The organism is Thermaerobacter sp. FW80, assembly GCF_004634385.1.
Lineage (GTDB): Bacteria > Bacillota > Sulfobacillia > Thermaerobacterales > Thermaerobacteraceae > Thermaerobacter > Thermaerobacter composti.
This window is the reverse complement of record NZ_CP037895.1, coordinates 2,652,726-2,677,903: the sequence shown is the minus strand read 5'-3', so window position 1 is coordinate 2,677,903 and position 25,178 is coordinate 2,652,726. Positions and strand designations below refer to the sequence as shown.

The 25,178-nt window shown below is 72.5% G+C and carries 21 protein-coding genes; 8 read left to right on the top strand and 13 right to left on the bottom strand.

Translation table 11 applies throughout. The features are described 5' to 3' along the window. Positions 1–475 precede the first annotated feature (475 nt). From E1B22_RS11120 to E1B22_RS14140, 3 genes are all read right to left on the bottom strand, one after another. Complete coding sequence (locus E1B22_RS11120; RefSeq protein ID WP_243123391.1) at positions 476–742, bottom strand: 4Fe-4S binding protein; 267 nt, start codon at positions 740–742, stop codon at positions 476–478. 124 nt (positions 743–866) lie between these two features. After that, entirely contained in the window at positions 867–2,135 is a 1,269-nt protein-coding gene (gene tnpB, locus E1B22_RS11115) for an IS607 family element RNA-guided endonuclease TnpB (protein ID WP_135225701.1), read from the bottom strand. Between the two features lie 157 nt (positions 2,136–2,292). Further along, entirely contained in the window at positions 2,293–3,198 is a 906-nt protein-coding gene (locus E1B22_RS14140; protein ID WP_135225700.1) for a DUF2249 domain-containing protein, read from the bottom strand. A 260-nt stretch (positions 3,199–3,458) separates the two neighbouring features. On the opposite strand from E1B22_RS14140, the gene E1B22_RS11105 reads away from it, so the two are divergent. Both E1B22_RS11105 and E1B22_RS11100 read left to right on the top strand, forming a co-directional pair. Next, a complete protein-coding gene (locus tag E1B22_RS11105) occupies positions 3,459–3,941 on the top strand; it encodes a CopD family protein (RefSeq protein WP_135225699.1) in 483 nt (160 codons plus the stop codon). Positions 3,942–4,179: 238 nt separating this feature from the next. Continuing rightward, positions 4,180–5,259: a multicopper oxidase family protein gene (locus E1B22_RS11100; protein ID WP_135225698.1), complete on the top strand. Its 1,080-nt coding sequence runs from the start codon at positions 4,180–4,182 to the stop codon at positions 5,257–5,259. Positions 5,260–5,566: 307 nt separating this feature from the next. On the opposite strand, the gene E1B22_RS11095 is transcribed toward E1B22_RS11100, so the two are convergent. The 4 genes from E1B22_RS11095 to E1B22_RS11080 all read right to left on the bottom strand — a co-directional run bounded on the left by E1B22_RS11095 (position 5,567) and on the right by E1B22_RS11080 (position 10,371). Continuing rightward, the gene (locus E1B22_RS11095; RefSeq protein WP_135225697.1) at positions 5,567–6,679 is read right to left on the bottom strand and encodes an Mrp/NBP35 family ATP-binding protein; all 1,113 of its coding nucleotides are present in this window, start codon (positions 6,677–6,679) and stop codon (positions 5,567–5,569) included. A 232-nt stretch (positions 6,680–6,911) separates the two neighbouring features. Next, on the bottom strand, positions 6,912–8,069 hold the full coding sequence (locus E1B22_RS11090; protein ID WP_243123389.1) for a glycosyltransferase family 2 protein: 1,158 nt from the start codon (positions 8,067–8,069) through the stop codon (positions 6,912–6,914). Between the two features lie 97 nt (positions 8,070–8,166). Then, on the bottom strand, positions 8,167–8,721 hold the full coding sequence (locus tag E1B22_RS11085; RefSeq protein ID WP_135225696.1) for a DoxX family membrane protein: 555 nt from the start codon (positions 8,719–8,721) through the stop codon (positions 8,167–8,169). Between the two features lie 345 nt (positions 8,722–9,066). Continuing rightward, entirely contained in the window at positions 9,067–10,371 is a 1,305-nt protein-coding gene (locus tag E1B22_RS11080; protein WP_135225695.1) for a sulfurtransferase TusA family protein, read from the bottom strand. A gap of 291 nt (positions 10,372–10,662) precedes the next feature. Between E1B22_RS11080 and E1B22_RS11075 the strand changes: the two genes are divergently transcribed. Continuing rightward, complete coding sequence (locus E1B22_RS11075) at positions 10,663–11,463, top strand: DUF2249 domain-containing protein (protein WP_135225694.1); 801 nt, start codon at positions 10,663–10,665, stop codon at positions 11,461–11,463. Positions 11,464–11,649: 186 nt separating this feature from the next. Here E1B22_RS11075 and E1B22_RS11070 read toward each other — a convergent pair whose 3' ends face one another. The 3 genes from E1B22_RS11070 to E1B22_RS11060 form a co-directional block, all read right to left on the bottom strand. After that, positions 11,650–11,967 carry a metal-sulfur cluster assembly factor gene (locus E1B22_RS11070; protein ID WP_135225693.1) on the bottom strand — a complete coding sequence of 106 codons (318 nt, stop codon included), beginning with the start codon at positions 11,965–11,967 and terminating at the stop codon, positions 11,650–11,652. Next, on the bottom strand, positions 11,922–13,589 hold the full coding sequence (locus E1B22_RS11065; protein WP_243123387.1) for a hypothetical protein: 1,668 nt from the start codon (positions 13,587–13,589) through the stop codon (positions 11,922–11,924). Before E1B22_RS11065 ends, E1B22_RS11070 begins: the two co-directional genes overlap by 46 nt. A 269-nt stretch (positions 13,590–13,858) precedes the next feature. Then, positions 13,859–14,014, bottom strand: a complete 156-nt coding sequence (locus E1B22_RS11060) for a hypothetical protein (RefSeq protein WP_243123386.1) — start codon at positions 14,012–14,014, stop codon at positions 13,859–13,861. 279 nt (positions 14,015–14,293) lie between these two features. Between E1B22_RS11060 and E1B22_RS11055 the strand changes: the two genes are divergently transcribed. Beyond that, positions 14,294–14,671, top strand: a complete 378-nt coding sequence (locus E1B22_RS11055; protein WP_135225692.1) for a PH domain-containing protein — start codon at positions 14,294–14,296, stop codon at positions 14,669–14,671. A 386-nt stretch (positions 14,672–15,057) separates the two neighbouring features. Further along, positions 15,058–16,722, top strand: a complete 1,665-nt coding sequence (locus E1B22_RS11050; RefSeq protein WP_167758919.1) for an aldehyde dehydrogenase family protein — start codon at positions 15,058–15,060, stop codon at positions 16,720–16,722. 78 nt (positions 16,723–16,800) lie between these two features. On the opposite strand, the gene E1B22_RS11045 is transcribed toward E1B22_RS11050, so the two are convergent. The 3 genes from E1B22_RS11045 to E1B22_RS11035 all read right to left on the bottom strand — a co-directional run bounded on the left by E1B22_RS11045 (position 16,801) and on the right by E1B22_RS11035 (position 20,795). Beyond that, positions 16,801–17,238 carry a DUF2267 domain-containing protein gene (locus tag E1B22_RS11045; protein ID WP_135225690.1) on the bottom strand — a complete coding sequence of 146 codons (438 nt, stop codon included), beginning with the start codon at positions 17,236–17,238 and terminating at the stop codon, positions 16,801–16,803. Between the two features lie 145 nt (positions 17,239–17,383). Then, positions 17,384–18,898, bottom strand: a complete 1,515-nt coding sequence (locus E1B22_RS12940) for a 2-oxoacid:ferredoxin oxidoreductase subunit beta (RefSeq protein ID WP_207669871.1) — start codon at positions 18,896–18,898, stop codon at positions 17,384–17,386. Beyond that, entirely contained in the window at positions 18,891–20,795 is a 1,905-nt protein-coding gene (locus E1B22_RS11035) for a 2-oxoacid:acceptor oxidoreductase subunit alpha (protein WP_135225689.1), read from the bottom strand. Before E1B22_RS11035 ends, E1B22_RS12940 begins: the two co-directional genes overlap by 8 nt. A 390-nt stretch (positions 20,796–21,185) precedes the next feature. Between E1B22_RS11035 and E1B22_RS11030 the strand changes: the two genes are divergently transcribed. The 3 genes from E1B22_RS11030 to E1B22_RS11020 all read left to right on the top strand — a co-directional run bounded on the left by E1B22_RS11030 (position 21,186) and on the right by E1B22_RS11020 (position 25,176). Then, positions 21,186–22,463, top strand: coding sequence for an MFS transporter (locus tag E1B22_RS11030; protein ID WP_135225688.1), 1,278 nt, complete (start codon positions 21,186–21,188; stop codon positions 22,461–22,463). 314 nt (positions 22,464–22,777) lie between these two features. Further along, positions 22,778–23,578 carry an enoyl-CoA hydratase/isomerase family protein gene (locus tag E1B22_RS11025; protein WP_135225687.1) on the top strand — a complete coding sequence of 267 codons (801 nt, stop codon included), beginning with the start codon at positions 22,778–22,780 and terminating at the stop codon, positions 23,576–23,578. Positions 23,579–23,823: 245 nt separating this feature from the next. Then, entirely contained in the window at positions 23,824–25,176 is a 1,353-nt protein-coding gene (locus E1B22_RS11020) for a uracil-xanthine permease family protein (RefSeq protein ID WP_135225686.1), read from the top strand. Positions 25,177–25,178: the final 2 nt, after the last annotated feature.

Below are 25,178 nucleotides of genomic sequence, written 5' to 3'. Positions count from 1 at the left end.
GTGGGCCGGGTCGCGTCGAGTCCGGAGCGCGGTGCGGTGCTCACTTCCGATGCTGGGGGAGGATCCTGAGTTTCGGCTGAGGCGGTCCTGACCGCACCCTGAGGATTCGTCGGCGCGGTGACTGCATCGGCCACCAGGGGCAGAAGGGGGTCGGGCCCGCCGCGCGGCGGCACCCAGCAGGCGCCGCGTCGAAAGCCGGGATTGCCAGCGGGGTCGCCGTGCCGTTCGTGGCCCTTTGACGACGCGCGGAGAACGCGCGCGGTCGCCCGGCGTCACGCCGGGCGACCGCGCGGGCCCACGCTCTACCGCCCGCCCGTCCCGCCAGAGGGCCACCACCGACCCGCAGGTACGCAGGACTGGGACGCAGGCGGGCCCTGCAGCCTCGATCCCGCTCGATCCCGTCGGGGGATGGCCCCCCAGGGACCGCCACGGGCCTTCACGGCCGACGGGTCGGGGGTGGGTCACGGGCGGTGGCTCACTGTTCGAAGAACCGCCGGTTCTTCTCGATGTAGTCCTTCCACTGCTCCGGCACCTCGTCCTCGTCGTAGATGGCCTCCACCGGGCACACGGCCGCGCAGGCGCTGCAGCCGATGCACTCGTCGGGGTTGATGTAGCACTGGTCTTCGCCCTCGTAGATGCAGTCGACGGGGCAGACCTCCATGCAAGACTTGTCCTTGACCCCGATGCAGGGTTCGCAGATCACGTAGATCACGATACTCACCTCCACCTCGATGATAGCCATGCCCTCGACCGCCGTCGGTGACGGACGTCACCGCCCCAGGTTCGGGCCGACTCGCGGACCCGTTACCTGAAACATCGTCATCTGTTTTCAGGCAGCCGATCCTTGCGGATCGGCGGTGCCGGTCTTACCCGGCCATGCGCCGGTGCCGGCTTCCCGCTTCCTCCGGGATTGCCTGCCTTGCGGCAGGTCTTCCATCCCGTCCACGGGCGTTTTTCGTCTCCGGGCCACTCCCGGCGACGGCGGCCACCAGGGCCGCGAGATTCCGCGCCGCGTTTTCGTCCCGGTCGAGCACGAGCCCGCATTCCTCGCAGCGGAAGATGCGCTGCGAAAGCGGGAGCGATGTTTTCACCGCGCCGCACCGGGAGCACCGCTTGCTGCTCGGGTAAAAGGGCGGTGCTTCGACCAGAACCGCCCCGTGCCAGGGGCACTTGTAGCGGAGCTGGCGGCGGATCGCCGCCAGGGCGGAATCGGCCAGCACCCGGGCGAGCCGCCGGTTCTTCATCATGCCCGCCACGTGCAGCTGTTCGACGACCACCACGCCGTAGGTGCTCGCCAGGTGGTGGGTCAGCTTGTGAAGGGCATCCTGGCGGAGGTTTCGGGCTCGCGCATAGAGCCGGGCCAGCCGGCGGCGGGCCTGTTGCCACCCCCGGCTGCCCTTCTGGCGCCGGGCCAGGGCGCGATTCCACCGGGCGATCTTTCGGAGCGCCTTTTCAAGGGACCGGGGGTTCGGCCACTTCTCGCCCGTCGAAAGGACCGCCAGGTGCTGGACGCCCGCATCGACGCCGACGACTTTCCAGGGGAACCGGGGGCGGCCCGGTTGCCGCTCCACCTCGCAGGTGAAGCTGACGAACCATCGGCCCCCTTCCCGTGACACCGTGGCGGACAGGATGCGGGCCGTTCCCGCTTCGATGCGCCGGAGCAGGGCCGTAGTCCGCTCGTGGGTCTTCACCCGCCCGATCCGGGGCAGCACGACGTGGCTTTGGTCGTCCACCCGGATCGCGCCGGTGGTGAACCGCAGCGACTCCCGCCCCCGGCCCTTCTTCCGGAACCGGGGGAACCCCACCCGGCGGCCCTTGCGTTCACCCTGGCGGCTCTTGGACCAGTTCTGCAGGGCCCGGGCCAACCCGTCCAGCCCGGAGGCGTAGGCTTCCTTCGAGTTCGCCCGCCACCAGGGGGCGACGACGTGCTTTTGCCGGTTCCACTCCCGCCGCAAGGCGGCGAGGGTCCATGGCACTTCCACGTCTTCACCCCGGGCGCGGGCTTCCAGGCGCTCCTTCACCAGGGCGAGGCCCCAGTTGAAGGCGAAGCGGCGGGCGCCCACGTGGGAGGCCAGCGCCCGCTGCTGGCGGGGTGTGGGGTCCAGGGCGAAGCGGTACGCCTGCAACACACGCACGGGCAGGCCCCCCAAAATCATCCAAGGACAGCATACCAGAACATATGTTCCATGTTAAAGGGCGACCGAGGAGCAGAGGGGAGGGAATGCGAAGATTTGATGACGTTGGGCAAGAAATGATAAGCAGCGCGTTAGCTGTTCTCAGCCCTCTCGGGCCCTAGGGGAGTCCACCAGGCCCTCCGGCACCTGGGGCGTCAGGCTGGCCGCCGCTTGCGACCTTGCCGATACGAACCCGCCAGGCCGCGGGACCGCGCTCCAGGTATTCCCATTCAAACCGCCCGGCGTGCTCCGCCGCGAACTGGTAGTAGAGCGGCTTCGGATCGTGGTCGTTGACCAGGATGAAGGCCTGGCCGGGTTCCAGGGCGTGGAACGTTGCGAAGATCACCGGGTGGCGCTGGGCCGGTGGGTAGCCGCGCACGTCGAGCTCGGGCGCCCCTTCCGGCGGATCCGTGGGCTTGGGCAAGTCCGTAGACGTCGTGCCGGCTCGCCCGACCCTCCCTACCGGTTCGCCCGACTCCGTCCCGTCCGTCCGTGCGGCCGGGTCCTGCCCCACCCTCTCCGGGTCGAGGGTTTGAGGGCAGCCGCCGTCAGCGGTGGCGTCGGGGGCCGCCAGGCGTCCCTCCATCCCTTGGAGGAGCCCCGCCAGGTCGACGGCCGGTTCTTCCAGGAGCATGGGCAAGAGCACGTCGTTCTCCTTGGCGACGTGACCCTTGAAGAGGGCGGCCAACGCCGCGGCCGCGGCCACGGCCTCGAGGGCATCGCGCGCGCCTTCGAGCCGCTCTAGGGCGGCGCGGATGGCGCCGTGCTCAGCGGTCAGGGCGGCCACCATCGCCCGCCCCGCCGGTCGGCCCGTGGCCGCCACGTACAACGTCGCCTCCTCGGCAGCCGCGTGGCGCAGCACCTCCTCCCGGGCGTAGCGCGCCAGTTCGGCCAGGGCGGGGCGATACGGCTCGCCGTGGCGCACGGCGGCCATCAGTGCCTCTTGGCGCTGGTCCACGGCGAGCATCATGGCCTCGTGGTGGGCGCGGATGCGCGCAGCCGCGTCCGGATCCCGTGGGACCATGGGGCTCCCCCTCCTTCGACGGTGGCAACCGGCGCTTTGGGGCCAGCGTACGCTGGCCGGGCAGACGGGGCTGTGATGGCCGTCACAGCTGGGCCGAGGCGGCGTGGTACGGTAGCGTGGGTGAACAGCGTCGGGGCGGGGCTGGTCGGGCGCCGCACGCCAGGGCGGGCCGTGCGACCGCGCCCCGCCGTCCATCCGGGACCGAGACGTGCTGGGCGCCAGAGCCGACGCGCTTCGTGCAGGGGGAGGGCGAACCGGGCATGCGGGGCTATGAGCTCGTGGTCTTCGTCCACGTCCTCGCGGCCATGGTCTGGGTCGGCGGCATCCTGTTCCTCAGCCTGGTGGTGGTGCCGGCGTCGCGCCGATACCCGGCCGACGTACGCGCCCGGCTCTTCGCCGACGTGGGGCACCGCTTCCGCGTGGTGGGGTGGACCGCCCTGGCCATCCTGGCCGTCACGGGCGCCGTGCAGATGGCGGCTCGGGGAGCCACCCTGGCCAACGTGATGGACGGCAGCTTCTTTCAGACGCCATGGGGTCGGATCCTGGGCGCCAAGCTCCTCGCCGTGTCCCTGATGATGCTGCTCACCGCCATGCACGACTTCGTCGCCGGGCCGGCGGTCGAGCGGGCGGCCCGCGCCGGCGGCGATCCCGAGCGACTGCGCCGCAGGGCGGGCCGCCTGGCTCGGGTGACGGCCATTCTGGCCCTGATCGTCGTGTTCTTGGCGGTACAGCTCGTGCGGTAGTCCCCGAGCAGGGGGCCGCGACGCCTCGCGGCCACGGCCGACTGGCGGCCATGGCGCACGCCAGCACCCCGGGGCGGTGCCTTTGGCCGTCGCATCCGCTCGCCAGCGTCGATCCGCTGCCTCGGCACCCCCGGGACGCGGCTCCTCCGGCGTAGCCCCTTTCTCAGCTGGCCCTCAGGTTTCGCTCAACCGTCGCTCAGCTTGCTCTGCGACCATGGCACCGGGAGGTCGGTGCGCCATGACGCGGGGCAAGACGGACCGGAAGCGCAAGGCATGGTGGCTCCTGACCGGGGCGGTGGTGGTCGGCCTGGTGGTCTGGGCGGTCGCCCCGCAGGTGGGCGCCCTCGGATCCGGCCAGGCGCCGGCCGCCCCGGCGAGGGGCGGTGCGTCGGCCGGAAGCGGGGACGCCGCGGGCACGGGGCAGACCGCGGCCGGCCACGGCTCCGGGAGCACGGCCGCGCCGGCGGACTACACGATCTACCCGGCGGGGACGGGCTCCGAGGGCCAGCAGCCGCTGCCCGAGGGGCAGCAGTTGGCCAAGTACCGGGTGGAGGACGGCGTCAAGGTCTTCGAGCTGACGGCGCTGCCGGTCAAGTGGTCGGTGGGCGACAAGGAGTACGAGGCCTGGACCTTCAACGGGACGGTGCCCGGTCCCCAGATCCGAGTGAAGGAGGGCGACCGGGTCCGGATCATCGTGAAGAACCAGCTGCCCGAGCCCACGGTGGTCCATTGGCATGGGTTGGCGGTCCCCAACAAGATGGACGGCGTGCCCATGGTGACCCAGGACCCCATCCCGCCCGGGGGCCGGTTCGTCTACGAATTCGTGGCCAAGCCGGCGGGGACCCACATGTACCACACCCACTTCAACACGATGAAGCAGAAGGGCTTGGGCCTGTACGGGACGTTCATCGTCGAGCCCAAGGGGCCCGAACCCTGGAAGTACGACAAGGAATACAGCCTGATGATCGGCGACGGTCAGCTGGGGTACGTCATCAACGGCAAGTCCTTCCCCCACACGCCGGTCATCAAACTCAAGCTGGGTGAGACGGCGCGCTTCCGCCTCATGAACATCGGCGAGTTGGTGCACCCGATGCATCTGCACGGGGCCGACTTCACCATCATCGCCAAGGACGGCCAGCCGCTGCCCCAGCCGATCAAGGCGAACACCCTGGACATGATGCCCGGCGACACCTACGACGTGCTGGTGAACTTCGACCGTCCCGGGACGTGGGTCTGGCACTGTCACATCATCTCCCACGTCGAGGACTCCCACGGCAACATGCTGGGCTTGATCCAGGTGCTGCAGGTGGAGGAGTAGGGCGGTTCGGACGGGACTCTGAAGCTTGCCTCATGGCCTCCTGGCGAACCGCGGCGCCGGCCTGGATGGCCGGCGCCGTCGCAGTTTCACGGCGTCAGCCCGGTCAATCCACAAACCGGCGGAGGACCTGCGTTGGCGCTTCCACCGCACAGGCATTTGCCGCAGGTCGGTCGCCCGACGAGAGGGCAACGCGGTACAGCGCGGGCCGGGGGTGGTGGCCCCGGCCCGCGCGCGAGGTGGAACGGGAGCAGGGTCCTCCGTCCGACCCGAGCCGCCCACGCCCGCGGCCCGAGCCGTCGACGAGCCGTCAGCGGGAACGCCCGGCGGGACGCGCCGCGTCCTGCCGGTTCAACCCCAGTCGTGCGGCCACCGTTGCGGCCAGTTCCTCGTACGCGCGCCCCGCGGCCGATGCGGGCGGGAACAGGCCGTCGGTGCGAAGGCCCGGCGGCGGGGGTTCCATGGGGATGCGCGCCAGCACCTGCGTGCCCAGCGCCGCCGCCACGGCGTCGCCGCCTCCCCGGCCCAGCAGGTACTCGCGCCGCCCGCAGCCGCTGCACTCCCGGTACGCCATGTTCTCCACCACGCCCATCACCCGGTGGCCCATCTTCACGGCCATGGAGCCCGCGCGCTCGGCCACGCGGGCGGCGAAGGGGTCGGGGGTGGTGACGATGAGCACGTCCATGGGCGGGAACTGCTGCTGCACGTCCAGGGCCATGTCGCCCGTGCCCGGGGGCAGGTCCAGGACCACCACGTCGGGATGGTTCCACGCGGTGTCGAACAGGAACTGGCGCAGGGCCTTCCCCAGCATGGGCCCGCGCCACACCACCGGGCTGTTGTTCTGGACGAAGAAGTCCATCGACATGACGTCGACGCCGTGGCCGTGACCGGGAATGACCTTGCGATTGTCGTCCAGGGCGGGCGACCGTTCCAGGCCGATCAAGGCGGGGACGCTGAAGCCGTAGATGTCGCAATCCAGGATGGCCACCCGCAGGCCGCGCCGGGCCAGGGCCACCGCCAGGTTGACGCTGACGCTGGACTTGCCGACGCCGCCCTTGCCGCTGGCCACGGCGACGAAGCGGGCGCCGGCCAGGCCCTCGGGCAGCTTGCGGGCCGGGGCGTCCCCTCCCCCCGGAGCGGGCGCGGCGCCGGGGACCGTCACGCCCCGGGCGCGGGGGCGCGGCCGCGGGACGATGCGCACCGACGCGACCCCCGGCATCGCCAGCACCGCTTGCCGCAAGCGCTCCTGGGCGTCGGCCGGCGGCGAGCCGCCGTCCCAGTTCTCATCGATCAGGATCGCCACGTGGGCCCGCTCGCCGTGCATCTCGATGAGCACGTCCTGGATGCGGCCATCCGCCAGGGGACTGCTGCCGTCGGCCAACCGCACTCGGACCAGCTGCTGCAACACGTCGCGCTTGTTCATGGGCCAGGTTCCTCCTGTTCGCAGGCCATGGGCCCGTCCGGTTCCAGCGTAGCGCCAGGGACGGGTGCGGTCGGTGATGGGGGTCACAGGGGAAGCTGGTCGAGCCGGTGAGGGCTAGCGGGCAAACCGCTCCTCCGGGGAGGGTGGAGACGCGAGCGGGATCGGCGATCGGATCTTGCTGCTGGCGATCCCTGGACGCCGGCTCCGCCTTCCCTCGGGCGGTGCCGGTTCGTCACAACGAGGCGTTGTGCGTGGTGTTCTGCCGCAATTGCTCAAGGGGGAAGAACCGGCCACCCCAGTAGATGCCGCCCCGGAGGGCGGTGATCACCAGCGCCCGCGCCAAACCGTAGACCAGCACCACGGACCCGACCGGCAGGACGAGAAGACCGCGCCACAAGGGGGGCGGGTTTGCCAGCAGGTAGCCGACCGCGATGGCGATGATCGCGGCGGCGGCTGTCCACCGGATCCACCCGGCGCCCAGGATCAGCGCGATCCATGGCAACAGCATCGCCAGGGCGACGGCAGCCAGCCCGACCAGCGCGATGTCCCAGCGGTAGTCCATCCCTGCAAGCGTGTTCTTCTCGATGCCGCGGAGCGCCTCTCCGAGCGTCTGGTACCAGGCGACGCGGATCCGTTCCCCGCCGACGAGCAGCTCCTGGGCGTAGCCGTGGCGTTTCACTTGCCGGCCCAGCTGCCGGTCGTCGTCCGGACGGAGCGCGATGGCACGATGGGTGCCGATGGCCTCGTACACCGCGCGCCGAATCAGGTTGAACGCTCCGACGCCGACCCCGTGGCTGCATCTTGGGTCCCGGACCCGATGGGGTCTTTCCGAGGCGATGAACAGCAGGGTGAAGAGACCGACCCAGGCCGCGAGGACCAGACCGCGGACCGTGAGAAGGGGCGCCACCGTGAGGTGGTCGAGTCCGTGGCGAAGGGCGTGATCCACGGCGCGGCGGACCGTGTCGGGGTGCATGTGGACGTCGGCGTCAGTGAAGAGGAGCCACTCGCCCGTGGCTGCTCGAGCCCCGAGCCACATGGCGTGGTTCTTTCCCATCCACCCCGGCGGAAGATCGCGTACGTGGAGCGCCCGGATCCGGGGATCCCGGCGGGCGAGTTCGTCCACCATCGCCCCGGTCCGGTCCTCGGACCGGTCGTCCACGAGCACGATTTCGAGGTCGGGGTAGTCCTGCGCCATGAGGGAGCGAACGGCCGGTTCCAGATGGGCTTCCTCGTTGTGGGCCGGCACGACGATGGACACCCGTGGCCAGTGCGGGCGATGGCCGATGGGTGCGTCGCCCAGGCGCCGGATTCTCAGACGGGCGCCCAAGGCTTCGATGCACAGTGCCGCGCTCAACGTGCACGCGGCCAGGAGGAGCGCGACGAACAGCAATCTGACCAGCCTCCGCTCCCCCCGCCGGCAACCGCAGGGCAAGGGTCCCCGTGGGGCCACGGGCGCCGCGGTCGTCGACGCGGCGTGGTGGCCGCTCCTAGCGCCGGAAGGCGCGCCCCGGCTGCCACGGCGTGCCGAGAAGGGGGAGCAGCCACCGATCCAGACCGATCCATCCCGCCACCCGCCAGGCCAGCACCAGGGCGGTGGCGACGGCGAACATCACCGGGTTGCTGCTGGACGTGCCGGCCAGCATGAAGCTGAAGTTCATGAAGCTCCCGAAGAAGGCCGCAATCCCCGTGAGCATGCCGGCCAGCAGGGCGATGCCCACCAGCAGCTCCCCGTAGGCGACCAACTTGGCCCACGAGGCGGCGTTGGGCAAGACCACGTCGCGGAGGAAGCGGGCGTACCAGCCCGTCACCTCGGGGTGGGGACCCCCGGCGCGCTGCAGGGCACCCTGGATGAAACCCTGCAGGGCCGCGCCGGCCTGGGCTCCTGTCCAGGCGGGATCACCCAGCTTGCCCAGGGCGGCCTGCAACCACTGCCACCCCAGCCACAGGCGGGGAACGAGCCACAACCAGCCCGCCCGGGGATGGGCCAACAGCCAGCGCACGGGCGCAGGCTCATGGATCTCGAGGAAGACGTCGCGTGCCATCGTCACCCTCCTGTCGGCGCGGCCGCCAGCATTACTGTGCACCCCGGCCCCCCGCCCTACGCTGGCTGGGCGTGCACTTCCGGAATGGGGCCGAGCCGACCCCGGGGCGCGGAAGCCCGCGCCCCCCACGGGAAGCCGGAGGCCGTCGAATCTAACCTAATCTACTGTGGGTGGCAAGGTGTTCCATGGCTTCATCATGCGGCACGGGGGGCACGGAGGCAACAGGGTAGCAGGCGGGCGCCCGGTTGGAGGCCGGCACGAGGCGGCAAGGCGGCGCCGCCCACCGGGGGGTCGGCGGGCGGCTGCTCGATCCATCAAACCCGCTTGCGGGACCCGGCACGGCGGTTACGCGCCGCGCTGGATGAGGAACCGGAAATACCGCCAGGGCCACATCCGGCGCCGCTCCCGGAACAGCAGCCGGTGCCCGTGGACCTCCAGCCACGCCGGAAGCTCCCACCACGAGATGGGATCGGAACTCAAAAGCTCCAGCACCTCGCCCGGCGCCATGGCCGCCAGGGCTTCTTCTACGTGGACGAACCCGGCGCACCCGGTGCCGCGCCGGTCCAGGCGCCGGACCGGGGCAGCCGCTACCGCGCCCTCCACGGTGGCCCTGGTGAGGCGTCCCGGATGATCGCGCCCGGGCGCTGGCTGGCCGCCCGGTGCCGTGCCGGCTGCCGGACCGGCCAGTTCCTCTAGGTCGCACATCCCCTTGATCGGCGAGCAGGCGCGCCAGAGCGGGCAGGTGATGAAGATGACGAACAGGACCGCCACCAGCCCCAGCTTGACCAGCGCCAGCTGGCCCACCCCGCTCCCCGTCCAGGCCAGCGGGTTCCAGCCGGCATAGGCGGCCGCCTGGGCGAAGCCGCTGACTAGCAGCAGCGGCAGGAAGATCCGAACCCGCTTGCGGAAGCGTTCCAGCTGGGTGGCCGAGGCGGCCACGGTGGCGAAGGCCAGTTCATCCCGGGCAGCAGGCACGGCGACGAAGATGTTCCACACGGCACCACCAAGCCAGAGGCCGAAGGCCCCCAGGTGGAGCACGCGCAAGGTCCAGGCCGGCCAGTAGGCCCCGAAGGTGAGGGCGGCATCCAGCACCGCCATGGTGATCAGCAGGGCGATGGCGGCAACCAACACCGCCAGGGCCTGGCGCCGGGCCTCCAGCGCTTCCCGATCAGGCCGGCTGAGCAGGGCCAGGGTGGCAGCCACCAGGGTGCCGTGCAGGGCAATCACCAGCAACCACAACCCAAGCCAGCCGCGGGTCGCAGCCACGGGACCCATCCAGGCCGCCCAGGCGCCCCCGCCCATCAGGGCTGCGACGAGCGCGCCGGCTGCCAGGGGCCGGTAGTGCCGGGCCTGGGCGACGGCCAACCGCGCCATGGCCGCGGGCTGGGTGTCGCGGGGCACGACGAACCGGGACCACCACATGGTGCCACCGGCCAGAATTCCGAGGCCCACCAAACCCGACCAGCGGGGTAGGACCAACCACAGCGGCACGCCCTGCATCCGCAGGGTCAGGTAGACGCCGATCAGGGAGGCCAGGCCGATGACCGTGAGCGCCACCCGTGGCAACAGATAGCGGTTGACGTAGCGCCCCAGCAAAGAATCGTCCGTCTCCCCGGCGACGGGACCCGGGGACGCGGCAGGGCTTGCCATCCTGGCCTGGTGCGGCGGGACACCGTTGCCGGCGCCAGCCGGGGAACGTGCCGGCGCGGGAGCGGCGCCGCGGACCAGGACCGGGGAATCTGCGGCCTGCGTCGGAACCGGCATCGCTCGTCACCTCCGGGTTCCCTCCGCCTTTACACTGCCCCAGCGGGAGCGGGCCGGGCTGTGACGGGGGTCACCGGACGCGGCAGGTGACGGGGGGCCGGGGAGGTGATGACCGTCACAGCCGGCGGGCCGTCCGGTCGGGCACCATCGCGATGAGGAGACGAGGAGGTGGGGGGCATGTTCTTCCGCAAGGGAAAGGGTGCCGGCCGGGGGCCCGCCGGCGAAGCCGCAGGACCGGCCGCCGGTGGCTTGCCGGCGGCCGGCGGGAGGCCCGAAACGGGCTTGCGGCTGCCGCCGGCCCCGGCAGAACCGGCCCTGACCCTGGACAACCGCGGGTTGCAGCCGCCGGAGCCCATGGTGCGGATCCTGTCGGCCCTGGACCAGCTTCAGCCGGGCCAGGTCCTGCAGGCCCACAACGACCGCAAGCCCATGTTCCTCCTGCCCCACTTGGACGAGCGCGGCTTTGCGTACGCCATGGCCGAACAGGACGACGGCACGGTGATCATCCGCATCTGGCGCTCCGAAGCGGCGCCTGCGCCGGACGGCGACGGCCTGGCGCCTGTGCCTGCTGAACCCGCCAGAGGAGCCCCGGCGACGGGTAGCCTATCCGCCGGCTCCGGCTCGGACGGAGGGCCTGTGGGGGGACGGGCGCAGCGGCCGCAACAGCAGGCAGGGGCGGCAGCGCAGGACGGGGAGCAGGTGAGTGTCCCCGGCAACCCGAGCGGGCAAGAGGCCGTGCAGGAAGCGGTGGAGCCCCTGGTCATGGACGTCCGGCCCTATTTCGCGCGGCGGCAGGAGCCGTTCCGGGACATCATGGCCAATGTGGCCCGCCTCAAGCCGGGCCAGCCCTTCGTGTTGATTGTGGGATTCGAGCCGGTGCCCCTGTATTGGGTCATGAAGCGAAAGGGCTTTCAGCACCGCGCCGAACGGGGGCCCGACGGCGCCTGGCGCGTCACTTTCTGGCGCCCCGAGCGTTAGGGGAACGACCGCAGCCTACCGACCAGAGGCGCATCTTGCCGTCGGACCGGTAGCAGCGCAACGGGCCGGGTCCTGGAATGGGGGCCCGGCCCGTTGGGCTCTTCCAGCGGCCGCGTGCAGGCGGGCGAACCGGGATGCAGGCTCCGGCGGCGCCATACGGGGTTGCCGGGGAAGGCAGGCTGCCGGTCAGCCTTCGATCAGCCCGAAGAAGCGCTTGGCACGGTCGCTCATCAGGTCGGGTGTCCAGGGCGGCGACCAGACCACCTGGACCTCCACGTCCTTCACCCCGGGAACCGCCAGCGCCCGTTCCCGCGTGCCTTCCTGCAGGTAGTTCGTCGCCGGACAGCCGGGTGTCGTCATGGTCATCACGATGTGGACCTTGCCGTCGTCGACGGTGATGCCGTAGATCAGCCCCAGGTCGACGATGTTGAACCCCAGTTCGGGGTCGATGACGTCCATCAACGCTTCCCGGATGTCATCCTCGGTGACCACGGGTTCGGCCACGCCGTCCACCTCCCTCCCGCCGGCCGGCTTGCGCCGGCCCGTTTCCCCACGGGTTGCGCAGGGAAGCCTTCGCCGGCGGCGGTTCGCGGGTCAGGTCGCGGGATCGTGCCCGCCGTACTCGCGCCGGTACGCCCCCTTTCCCCCAGCCAGGGCGGAGGAACCGGTGCCCCGTGGGGCCTGGGCTCGGCCCGCCGGGCGCGCCACAGCTCCAGCGCGATGGCCAGCGTGCTGGCCAGGGTGAGAGCGGTCATGGCCCGCCACAGGTCGTCCCAGCCGGCGAGTATCGCAACCGTCGCCACCGCCACCGCTGCGAAGTAGAGCCGGAACCAGGGCTGCGCCCGGCGCTCGTTCACCAGATCCTGGACGCGGACGGCCGGTCCCCGGCCGAGGCGCGGCCCGAACTTTTCGAGCCAGGTGAGAAAGGGCACGATCTTGTACAGCTGGGTCAGGCCAAGACCGGAAAGCCAGCCAAAGAGCAGCAGGTAGGCCAGCGCCGGTGTGACCGCAGCCAACCGGCCGGTCAGGGCGCCCGCGGCCAGCATCCCCATGGCCACGGCCAGCGCGCCGAAGGCCCAGGGAGCGCAGCGGGCGTTGAGTTCCAGCACCTTCCGCCGCCGCTGCCGGTAGAGGCGGCGCATGTCGCAGAGGTAGATCACCACCCCCACGCCGGCCGCGACCCATCCGGCGGTGGCCAGGCCGGAGAGCACCTGCGCCAGACCGGCCAGTCCTTCACCGGCGGCCCCGGTCCCTGCGGCCGTCCCGCCCGCCGTTCCCGCCAGCAGCAGGTGAGCCAGGCCGCCCAGCCAGGCCAGCAGCAGGCCTGCGGCGCTGAGGCGCAGGACCCAGCGGCCGGCGGGGCCGCGATCTTCCGGCGCCAGGGTGAACATGCTCAGCAGCTTGTAGGCGACGCCCATGGCTGTCAGGGTGAACCAGCCGCCGATGCCCGCGGCCATGTGCAGGGGCAGGCCGCGCCCCAGCAGCCGGGCCACCAGGGGTGCGCCGAGGTGCCGGACCGCGCCCTGGGGATGGGCCAGGATCCATGCCAGGAGCACGCCCAGGCCGCCGGTCAGCAGCAGAAAGTTCAGACCCACAGCGACAAAGCGTGCCGGCAGCACCAGCGGTCGGGCGCGCCAGAGGCCGATGGCCAGATTGACCGTGGCCACGGCGAAGCCGGTCAGCACCAGCGTGCCGCCCAGGGGCAGGGCGACGGCCAGCGGGCCGCCGCTCCCCGCCGGGGCGACGGCTTGCTGGGCCCCCACTGGCGGCGGGACCGTTCCGCTCACGCCGGTGCTGACCCCGGCCAGCGGGCCGCCGAACAGGGAAAGAAAGCCCACCACCATGCCCGCCAGACCCGATACCACGAGGCCCAGCGCCCAGGCCGCCGCCGTGTCGCTGGCCAGCGACCGCCCGGTGATGACGGGAACGAATTGCTGCAGGGCGCCAAGAATGAGCAGGCTGAGCCAGCCGATGGTCAGCAGGTGGACGGTGGCTAGCGTGGCCGGCGCGCTCAGGCTTGCGCCGGGATAAGCCCAGCCCAGGGCTAGAGCCACCTGAGCCGTCGCGAAGCAGGTCAGGGCGGCGGCGAAGTAGGGGAGGGTCCAACGGGAGACGCGCACGCCCATGGCAAATGCCTCCCTTGTCGTCGGGTACCGCTGGCGGTGCCGTGCTCTGCCCCACCAGCCCCGGCGTCCGCTTCGGCGTCGCCCTTAGAGTAGGAAAGCGGCGGGGTGAGTGCCGTGATGGCCATCACAGGGGACCGGCGATGGCGGACGGACCGGCAGCGGTGAACGATGGACCTGGGAACTTGGGTTCTGGGGGGGCCAGGTGAGAAGGGCAATCAGCGACCAGCCGGTCCGGCGCCGCCGCCTGGAACCACTGGTGCGCCTTGCCCTCAGTGCGGTAGGTTGCGCTCCGGGCCGCCGGCGGGCCCACCTTCACCAGGGGCGTCGTCTAGCGGTCCCCAGCGCAGGGCATCCAGTTCTTCCACGGTGCCATCGTCCCACCGCACCACCACCACGGGCATCAGGCAGGTAGGGTTGGTTCGCACCGCCAGAACGATACCTCGCTGGGGGCGTTCGGGGTGGGCAATGGTTTGCCCCGGCCGGATGAACACGATCCTGCCTCCTTCAATGACCGATTGCTACACCTGCGAACCCATGGACCCACTGGTGGCGGGTCAAAACCGGCGTCTTCCTGCGCAGGCGTTCTCCACAACGAACGTACGCACAACGTACGCATAATACAGGCTCGTGAACAATGATCACAACATGACGGTCCCAACAGGCGGGGCGAACAGAATGGCAAAGGGATGAGGAGGGAGCCGCCCGTGAGCTGGATCGGCCGCATGATGGGCCACGCCGGGGAAGCCGACCTGGACCGGGTCCAGCAGGAATACCGCATCCTGCTGGCGGAGGGGGAGCGGATCGAGGCCGCGTACCAGGTGATCCGCGACCTCTTCATCTTCACCAACAAGCGCCTCATCCTGGTCGACAAGCAGGGACTGACCGGCAAGAAGGTGGAGTACCTGTCCATCCCGTACCGCAGCATCAACCGGTTCGCCGTCGAGACGGCGGGCCACCTGGATCTGGAGGCCGAGCTGAAGATCTGGCTGGCGGGTAGCCGGGAGCCGCTGGTCAAGACCTTCCACCGCGACCTGGACATCTACTACGTGCAGCGGTTGCTGGCGACCTACGTCCTTCGGTGAAGGGCGCCCCGAATAACGAAAAGCGGCTGTGCATCATGCTGCTCTACCCTCCACCGGCGGCGCCGCATGCGAAGGGTTATTGGCATGGGGGGATGCGTATGCAAGCCAGGGTTCCCGAATGGGGTGCCGCCGGGACGGCTCGGGTGGTGCCCCGGACCGAGCAGGCCGCGGCCGCCGGCGGCCCGGCTCCGGCCGGCCAGCCGTCCACCGACGCGCCAGCTGCCGGCCCGGATCCAACCGGCCCGGCGGCCCCCGGCGGCGGCGCGGCCGCAGCTGCAGCGGTCGCCGATCCGGCTGCGGCTTCCGGCACCTCGGCGATCCCCCGGTCCGCCCCGGCTTCCGGTTCCACCGGCGCCGCGGGGGGAGGGGCCGCCGGATGGACGCCCGTGGCCGAGATCCCCGCCGTGGTGGCCCGGGCGCGGGCGGCCTTCCCCGCCTGGTCCCGGCTGCCCGTGCACGCGCGGGTCGCCTGCGTCGCCCGGCTGCGGCGGTACATCGTCCGCCACCGGGACGAACTGGCCCGGGTGATCAGCGCCGACACCGGCAAGCCCCTGGTGGAGGCGCTGGCCCACGACCTGCTGACCACCGCCGACGCGCTGAAGTCCATGGAGAAGCTGGCGCCCAAGGTGTTGCGCCGCCAGCGCCAGCCCATGTCCCTGCTCCTCTTCGGCAAGGTGCCCTACGTGGAGCGCAAGCCGTACGGCTGCGTCCTGGTGGTGGCCCCCTGGAACTACCCCTTCAACTTGGCGGTGGTACCGGCGGCCACCGCGCTGCTGTCGGGCAACACCGTGGTCCTCAAGCCGTCGGAGGTCACCCCTGCCGTCGGCCGGGCTATCGAAGAAGCGTTGTTCGCCGCCGGGTTCCCGCCGGGGGTGGTGCAGGTGATCCACGGCGGCCCGGAGGTGGGGCAGGCCGCCCTGGACGCGGGGCCCGACTTCGTGTTCTTCACCGGCAGCACCGCCACCGGCCGGCGGATCGCCGCGGCCGCGGCCCGCCGACTGACGCCAAGCGTGCTGGAGCTGGGCGGCAAGGACCCGATGATCGTCTTCCCCGACGCCGACCTCCGCCGGGCGGCGCGGGCGGCGGTGTGGGGGTCGCTGGCCAACGGGGGCCAGACCTGCATCGGCGTCGAGCGCATCTACGTCCACGAGGCCGTCAAGGACCGGTTCGTCCGCCTGATCTTGGAGGAACTGGCACGGCTGCGCACGGTCGAGCCGATGGGCGCGGGCGAGGAGGGGGGCGGGGCGGCAGCACCGGCCGCACCGGCCGAGGGCGTCATGGCGGCGGCGTCGGTCCAGCAGGACGATACGACGCCGACGGACCGGTCCGGAGGGGCGCCGACGGGCCGGCCGGGCGCGGCGCCTCCGGACGGGCCGGGCGGGGTGCCTTCCCAGGGGCCGGGTGCGACGCCGTCATCCGGACAGGACGCCGCCGCGCCCGGGCGGTGGACCGACGCCGGTCGGGTGGTGAGGGACCCGGACCTCGATCTGGGCTACATGACCACGCCGCGCCAGGTGGCCGTCGTCCGCGAGCACGTCCAGGACGCCCTGGCCCGCGGGGCCCGGGCGCTGACGCCCGTGCCCTCCTTCGACGGCCGGTTCGTCCCGCCCGTCGTGCTGGTGGACGTGGACCCCGAAGCGCGGGTGATGCGGGAGGAGACCTTCGGCCCCGTGATCGCCGTCGCCGGCTTCCGCTCGGCGGACGAGGCGGTGCGCCTGGCCAACGACTCGCCCTTCGGCCTGGGGGCCAGCGTCTGGACCCGCGACGGGCGGCTGGCCCGGGAGATCGCCTCGCGCCTCGAGGCCGGCGGGGTGTGCATCAACGACGTCATCCTCCACTTCGCCCATCCCAGCCTGCCCTTCGGCGGCGTCAAGGAGAGCGGCTGGGGGGCCTACCACGGCCGGGCGGGCCTGGAGGCCTTCACCTACCCGTCGGCGGTGCTGGTGGAACCCGGCTGGCTGCCGGGCAAGCTGGTCTCGAACCTCCTCTGGTACCCGTACCGGGGCAAGTACAAGCTGTTCTCCTGGCTCATGCGCATCTTCTGCTCTTGATGGCGCCTGCCCCGGCATGGCGCCCGGGACCGCCGTAGAGCCCGGGACCGGGCGCGCCCGGCCCGTCGTGGGACCGCGTCAGCTGGCGTCCCACCAGTCGCGGATCTCCGGTGGCAGCGCCGCCGCCACCCGCTGGGCGGTGCCGGGATCGAGGTGCCGCCGCAGGGCGCCGAACACCGCCTGCAGGCGGGTGGAGGCGTCGTCGTCCATGTAGGCCGCCACCAGGTCCAGGCCGCCCACCGTCTGGTCGTAGCCGTACTCCGTGTCCATGCGGTTGACGAGCCGCCCCACGAAGACCTCCCGATCGATCAGGGGGTCGGGTCGCGCGGGCGCCCGGCCCAGCTCCGCCGCCAGCTCCGGCGGCAGGGCGGCGGCCAGGGCGCGGGCCCCCTCCTGGCCCAGGACCTCGGCCAGGCTCTGCAGGGTCATGCGGGTGACGACGGCGGCCTCCTCCACGGAGCCCAGTCGGCCCCGCTGCTGCACGTCGCGGTAGATGGCCTCGGCGTCTGCACCCACGGGTCCCGTCCTCCCTTCCCGTCGTCGCCGACACCGTCACGCCCCGGCGACGGCGCCCAGCCGGCTGCCGAACGCGAGGGGCGGCCGTCCCGGCAGCTGCCGCCCCCGCATGCCACCGTCCCGGCCTGCACCCGGCCCGGCCGACCTAGAAGAAGGCTTCCTTCAGCCGCTCCAGCCCCTCGGCGCCCAGTTCGTCCAAAGGCCGCTCCACGACGGGCGGCCGGCCGGCCAGCCCGGGCACCCGCTCCTCGTAGGGCTCCGACTTGTCGTTGCGCCAGAGGATGCCGATGGGGATGCGGTCGCCCCACTCGTTGCACTTCGCCCAGGCCGCCTCGGGGTCCGTGGGGTCGTGCCCCTCCTCCTCCACGGAATAGGCCCGCTCGGCGTACCAGTCGTAGGTGTTGAGCTTGTTGAAGGTCACGCAGGGCTGGAGCACGTCGATCAGGGCGTAGCCGCGGTGCCGGATGGCGGCGGCGATGATGTCCGCCAGCTGGTTGGGCTGGCCGGCGAACCCCCGGGCGATGAAGCTCGCCCCGGCGGCGAACGCGACCCGCGTCGGCAGCACGGGGTCCTCGGGCGCGCCGGTGGGCGAGGTGGTGGTCTTGAACCCCCGCTCGCTGGTGGGCGAGTACTGGCCCTTGGTCAGGGCGTAGATCTGGTTGTTCTCCACGATGTCCACCAGGTCCACGTTCCGGCGCATGGTGTGCAGCCAGTGGTTGCCGCCGATGCCGTAGCCGTCGCCGTCGCCGTGGACCACGATGACGTGCAGCCTGGGGTTGGCCAGCTTGATGCCCGTGGCCACCGCCAGGGGCCGGCCGTGGATGGTCATGAAGCCGTTGGCGTTGATGTAGTCGGGCAGCTTGCTGCCGCAGCCGATGCCGGAGACGATCATCACCTCGTGGGGCCAGATCTCGAGGTCCACCAGCGCCTTCTTCAGGGCGGTGAGGATGCCGAAGTCGCCGCAGCCCGGGCACCAGGTGGGCCGGTGGTCGCTGGCGTAGGCCTTGACAGTGAGCCGCTCCGCCCGGTCGGCCACGGCCGCGCGGGCGCCCGTGCGGGCTCCCCCCGCGGCAGCCCGCGCCCCGCCCAACCCGGTGCCGGTGCCCCCCGCCTCGCCGCCGCGGAACGCGGCGGGCGGGACGTGGGCCGCGGGCCCGTCGCCCTCCCCCCCCTCACCGGACGAACCGGCCCGCGCGAGGCCGTCGCCCCCGGTCCCGCCTCGGGCCGGCCGGCCGCCGAAGGCCGCGGCCGCACCGGATCCCGGGTGGTCGGCGTCCGCCCTCCCTGCGTCGGCCCGGCCCGGGCCGCCGGCCTCTGCACCGTCCGCCCCCATGGACGGAGCCTCCCCCTCGCGGCCGGCACCGCGGTCCGGGTCGACCCGCTGCGCCCTGCCCCAGCCGCCGCCGTGGGGCGAGGCCGGCCGCTTGACCGCCCCGTGGAAATCGTTAGCGGCCCCGGTGGCCGCGTTCGTCCCACCGGGCGTCCCAGGCCGGGCAGCGGGGCTTGTGCCGGCGGCCTCCCCAGCGCCGGTGGGTGCGCCGGTGACGCCCGTCCCCTCGGCGTGGGGGCCTGTGGGCTGGCCACCCTGTCCGGCCGAGACGGCCGGGGGCACGCCGGGGGCCATCCCGTGGCCCGTGCCCCGTTCCTGGTCTTCAGGCATGGACCGGCACCTCCCCTTCGATCTGGGTCAGGATCTCCTGGGGCGCGATGGGCCGTCCGTCGAACTTGTTCACCGTGGCGTGGACCTCGAACCCCGTCATCATGCGCAGCAGTCGGGCGAACTGGCTGGTGTAGTTCTGCTCAACGGCCACGGCCCGGCGGATCTTGGGCAGCTCGGCCAGGGTCCGCTCCACCGGGAAGGGCCAGAGGTCGGTGAAGTGCAGCAGGTTCAGGCGACCCCCCTCGCCCTTGTCCCGGTTGAACAGGTCCACCGCCTCTCGGCACGGCCCGTAGGTGGAGCCCCAGCAGATCAGCGTCAGGTCCGCGTCCTCGGGACCGTACCAGGTGGGGCCGCGCATCTCCGCCTGGGCCGTGTCCAGCTTGCGCATGCGCTTCTCCATCTGCTGGCGGCGGTTGCGGATCTCCTCGCTGATGTGGCCTTCCTCGTCGTGCTCGTCGGTGGTGATGGCGTAGACCGCCTTGGGGTGGCCGGGGATGGCCCGCGGCGAGATGCCGTCGTCGGTGTCCTTGTAGCGCAGGTACGGGCCGTCCAGGCGGTCCAGCTGCTCGTGGGTCCAGGTGGTGGCACGGTCGTGGCGGACGTCGTCCCACCGGATGGCGTCGGGGTCCACCGACCGTAGGTGGCTCGACAGGAACTGGTCCAGCAGCACGATCACCGGCGTCTGGTAGTGCTCGGCGAAGTTGAAGGCGCGCACCGCCGCCTCGAAGCACTGGTCGACGGTGCCCGGGGCCAGGACGATGCGGGGGAACTCGCCCTGGGAGGCGTGGATCGCGAAGAGCAGGTCGCCCTGCTCCGTCCGGGTGGGCAGGCCCGTGGAGGGGCCGCCGCGCTGGGAGACCACCAGCACCACCGGCACCTCCACCATGCCCGCCATGCCCAGCGCCTCGACCATCAGGGAGAAGCCGCCGCCGGAGGTGGCGATCATGCTGCGGGCGCCGGCGTGGCCGGCGCCGATGGCCATGCAGATGGCGGCGATCTCGTCCTCGGCGTGCTTGGTGACGATGCCGAGTTCGTCCGCGTGGGCCACCATCCACTCGAACAGGCTGGTGCCGGGGGTCATGGGGTAGGCAGCGACGAACCGGCAGCCGGCCGCCACGGCGCCCAGGGCGAAGGCGTGGTTGCCGTGCAGCACCATGCGGCGCGGCCGGCCTCCCGGGTCGGGCAGGGTGTAGGGAAAGTCGCCCGCCGCGTCCCGGGCCAGCTTCCACCCCTCCCTGACTACCGCGAGGTTGGCCTCCACCACCCGGTCGCCCTTGCTGGCGAAGTTCTCCTTGATGACCGATTCCAGGTACTCGATGTTGTAGTTCATCAGCCCTGCGGCGGCGCCCAGGGCGGCGGTGTTCATCATCACCTTGCTGCCGTGCTTCTTGGCGACCTCGGCCAGCGGCAGCGGCAGCGGCCGGACGTGGTGGCGGCGCAGCGCCTCGGCGTCCACGTGGCGGAAGCCCTCGTCGTAGATCACGGCGGCGTCGGGGGCCAGGTTGTCCAGGTGGATCTTGATGGTCTCCTCCGTCAGGGCGATGAGCACGTGGACGGGGTCGGCGTGGGAGTACAGCGGCCGGTCGGCGACGCGGATCTGGTAGAAGTTGTGGCCGCCGCGGATGCGCGAGCGGTAGTCCGTGATGCTGAAGACGTGCAGGCCGCTGCGGGCCAGCGCCTTGGTGAAGCCGGCCCCGCTGGACTCCACGCCCTGCCCGGCGTCGCCGCCGATGGTGAGGCTGAGGTCCAGCGTCCCCGGCGCGGGGCGGTCCCCGCCGGGTGCGCCGCCCACGGCCGTGGCCACGGCGGACGCCGGGGCACCGTCGTCCGCGGTTCCGCGCACCCCGCCATGGCGCGACGATCCCAGGGCTCGGGAACGGGCGTGGTCGGTGGACATGGGCAACCCTCCCCAATGCGTGGCATTGGTCAGGATGCCGAAACGGAGGGGGATTATACCCCGGCGCCCGCCGTGGCGCCGGCCGCGGCGTCGGCGGTGCCCCACGACGTGCCGGTCGCGCCGCCGGTCCATCGCCTCCACCATCACCGCCTGCGCCCGGCTGTCGGCGGTGGCTCCACGACGTCCCGCTCGCGCCGCCGGGGCCGGGACCCCCGGCGACGGGACGGCGGCGGACCGCCCGCCCGTTGGTCGGCGGGCCCCTTTGCACTACCATGGGGCTTGTGGCCACGGGCGGGGCCTGCGGCGCCCGGCGCTCCGTGCCGGGTGGGGGTGCCACCCGACGGGAGGCGGGCTGGCGCCGCCGTGGATCCGCGGGGAGAGGCGATGCGCATGCCGGGTGCCTTCTGGGCGTTGGCCGCCGGCCGGTTCGTCAGCGCGCTGGGCGACGGCTTCTTCTTTCCGTTCATCGCGATGTTCCTCCAGCAGGTGCACCGGCTGCCGCCGGAGCAGGTGGGCGTCATCATGAGCACCGCCGGGGTGGGCTCGCTGCTGGCGCGGCTCCCGGCGGGCTGGCTGACGGACCGGCTGGGGTTCAAGCCCGTGGTGGTCGGCGGGCTCGCGGGCGCCGGGTTGGCGGTGGTGGCGGCGGGGTGGGCGCCGAGCCCGTGGGCCTTCGCGCTCTGCTACGCGGCGATGAGCGCGATGGTGTGGGGGTCCTTCCCCGCCCTGCTGCACGGCGCGGCGCTGCTCGTGCCGCCCCGGCGGCGGGAAGAGGCCTACAGCATCTTGAACCTCTTGTCCAACGCCGCCATCGCCGTCGGGCCCGTGCTGGGCACCTACGTGGTGGACCGTGACATCCGGCTGATCTTCCTGCTGGACGGCGTCTCGTTCCTGGTGTTCGCGGTCGTGGTGGCGCGGTGGGTGCCGGCCCGGCGGGAAGGGGGGGCGGTCACGGCGGCACGGTCATCGGGTTCCGGGACGAACGCGGCCCCCCGCGGCGCCCCGCGCCCGACGGTGGGCCGCGGGGGGTGGGGCCGGCGGGCGCTGCGCTCGGTGGCGGGCTTCTTCCCGCCCCTGGGGCACCGGGCCTTCTGGCAGCTGGCGGTGGGCGCCCTGGCCATGAACCTGATCTACAGCCAGATGAGCTCCAGCCTGCCGCTGGACCTGCACCGGCGCTTCGGCGAGGTGCCCTGGTACGGCTGGCTGTGGACGCTGAACGGGGCGATGATCGCGACGCTGCAGTACCCGGTGACCCGCTGGGCGCAGCGGTACGACGCGCGGCCGCGCCGGGTGGCGGCAGCCCTGCTCTACGCGACGGCCGCCCTGATCATCCTGGGGGCGCGGCCCGTGGCGCCGTTCTTCTTCGCCTTCGTCGCCCTGACCGCCGGCGAGATCCTGTTCACCCCGCTGCTGCAGGCGAGCGTGGCCGCCATGGCACCGGCGGGGCAGGGGGGACGCTACCAGGCGGCCGCCAGCCTGCTGTTCGGCTTGGGTTGGACGCTGGGGCCGGCCGTGGGCGGGGCGCTCCTGGGCGCGGGCGGGCCGCGGCTGCTGTGGCCGACGATGGCCGCCCTCGGCCTGGCGGCCGCCGCGGTGTTCGGCCTGGGGGCGCTGGGCGCGGGGGGCCGCGCCCAGCGCCCCCAGGGCCAGGCGGTGGGGGCCGGCTGACGGGCCGGGGCGCCGCCCGCGGGCCGGGCCCGGCCCAAGGCCCGCGCGGGTCGCCCGGCGCCGGACGGCGCCGCGGCGACCCGCGGCGCCGGGCGGACCCGCGACGTCGGGCCGACCCGCGGCGCCGGGCGGACCCGCGGCGCCGGGACCGAAGGGGCGCTTCCCGCTCCCGCCCCGGCGGCGCCGCCGGGGCGGGAGCGGGAAGCGGCGAAGGACCGCCTGCCTCCGGCGGGGAATCCATCCCGCGACCGGGGGGCATCCGCCCCGTGACGCCGGCGGGGAGTCCCCCGCGGGGCCGGGGAGGGGGTGGGGCGATGGGCCATCTGCGGGTCGACGAGGACGGCGCCGTGGTGACCGTCACCATCGACCGTCCCGAACAGCACAACGCCATCGACTTCGCCACGTGGCGGGAGCTGGGGTCCATCCTGGACGACCTGGCCCACGAGGCCCGGCACTACGACGGCCTGCGGGTGGTGATCCTGCGGGGTGAGGGCGGGCGCGCCTTCTCGGCGGGATCGGACCTCAAGGAGTTCGCGACCATGACCATCGACGAGGTCCGGCGCTGCTTCCTCACCATGGAGCAGACCATCAGCAAGGTGGAGCACCTGCCGTATCCCGTCATCGCCGCCATCGGCGGCTACGCCCTGGGGTCCGCCTTCGAGCTGGCCTGCGCCTGCGACCTACAGGTGGCGTCGGAGCGCGCCCGGTTGGGGATGCCGGTGGCACGGCTGGGGATCATGCTCAGTCCGGAGTTCACCAAGCGGCTGGTGGCCCTCATGGGCCCCAACCAGGCCAAGGACCTGCTCTTCACCGGCCGGCTGCTGGGCGCCGCCGAGGCGCGGGCGCTGGGGTTGGTGACCCACGTGGTGCCCCACGACGAGGTCGACCCCTTCGCCCGGCGGCTGGCCGAGACCATCGCCGCGCTGTCGCCCTCGTCCATCCGGGCGGCCAAGCGGTCGGTGCTGCTCTCCCAGCCGGCGCCGCCGCCCGACCCGGCAGGCGAGCCGGTCCCGTACTACATCGACGAGGACGACTTCCGCGAGGGCGTCCGGGCCTTCCTCGAGAAGCGGCCCCCGCGCTTCCGGCGCCCGGCGCCGCCGCGAGCCGGCGACTGACGCCGGCCCTGCGGTGGAGGAAGACGCGGCGGCGGAGGAGGAAGGGGACGGGCCATCGCGAATGGCGCGGAGGGTGTGCGTCCGCAGGGGAGCAGGGCGGCGGGGCCGTCCGCGGGCCGGGTTCCCGGCGCCACGGGCGCCGGGAACCCGGCCGGGTAGGCGGCTTCCCGGCGCCGAAGGCCAGGGGCGGACCGGCAGCGACGACCGGGAGAATCGACCGGGTGACGCCAAGGGGGCTTGCCGTGGTGCAGGCGAATCGAGGCCGGGTGATGGGATACCTCCCCCAGGATCGTCCACCCCTGGGGGCGCTGGTGAGCCTCGGCTTCCAGCACGTCCTGACCATGTTCCCCGCCACCGTCCTGGTGGCCATCTTGACGGGGTTCGACGTCGAGGTGACGCTCTTCGCCTCGGGGCTGGCCACCATCGTGGCGGTGCTCGGTTCGCGGGGGCGCATCCCCCTGTACTACGGGGGCAGCTTCGCCTACATCGCGCCCGTCAAGACGGTGGCCGACGCCAGCTGGGGCGGCCTGCAGGTCGCCCAGGTGGGCGTGGTGGCCACCGGTGTGGTCAACGGGATCGTGGGCTGGCTGATCCAGCGGGCTGGCAAGGCGCGGCTCGACCGGATCCTGCCGCCCGCGGTCACGGGCGCCGTGGCCGTCGTCATCGGCATCGCCCTGGCCAAGACGGCCATGGACATGGCCTCCAAGCACTGGGGCATCGCGCTGGCCACCCTGGTGCTCACCATCCTGTTCTCCGTCTACCTCCAGGGACGCGGCCTGTGGGGCATGCTGCCGGTGCTGCTCGGGGCCGCCTGCGGGTATGCCCTGGCGGCGGCCATGGGCTACGTGGACCTCACCCCCGTCCGCGAGGCGCCCTGGTTCGCGGTGCCGCGGTTCCAGCTGCCGGCTTTCACCGCCCCCGGCGCGTGGCAGGCCGTGTTGGCCATCGCCCCCGTCGCCATCGCCACGATCCCCGAGAGCACGGCCCACCTCTACCAGATCAGCCTCTACGTGGACCGCCTGGCCGAGGAGATGCAGCGGCCGCCGCTTCGCATCAAGGAACTGATCGGCCTCAACCTGGTCCTCGACGGACTGGCCGACGTGGTCCACGGGCTGCTGGGCGCCTCCTCGGGGACGAACTACGGCGAGAACAACAGCCTGATGGCCATCACGCGGAACTACTCGACGGCGGTGCTGGTGGCGGCCGGGGTCATCGCCATGGCCCTCGGCTTCTTCAGCAAGCTGGCCGCCCTGGTGGCCACCATCCCCGAGTTCGTCACCGGGGGGCTGGCCATCTACCTCTTCGGTGTCATCGGCATGCAGGGCATCGCGCTGATGATGGCCGAGCGGGTGAACCTGTTCGACCCGCGGCAGCTGGCCATCGGCGCGGTGATCCTGGTGATCGGGATCGGCGGCAACGCCTTCGAGGGCGGCAACATCCCCGTCGGGGGCGTGCGCCTCCCCGCCATCGCCACCGCCGCCGTGGCCGGCATCCTGCTGAATCTGCTGTTCCTCGCCCTCGACGGCCGGCGTGCCGGCGGGCGCGGGCCGGCCGGCGCCCCCTCCCGCCCCGCGCCCGCCTCCGCCGGCGACGACTGACT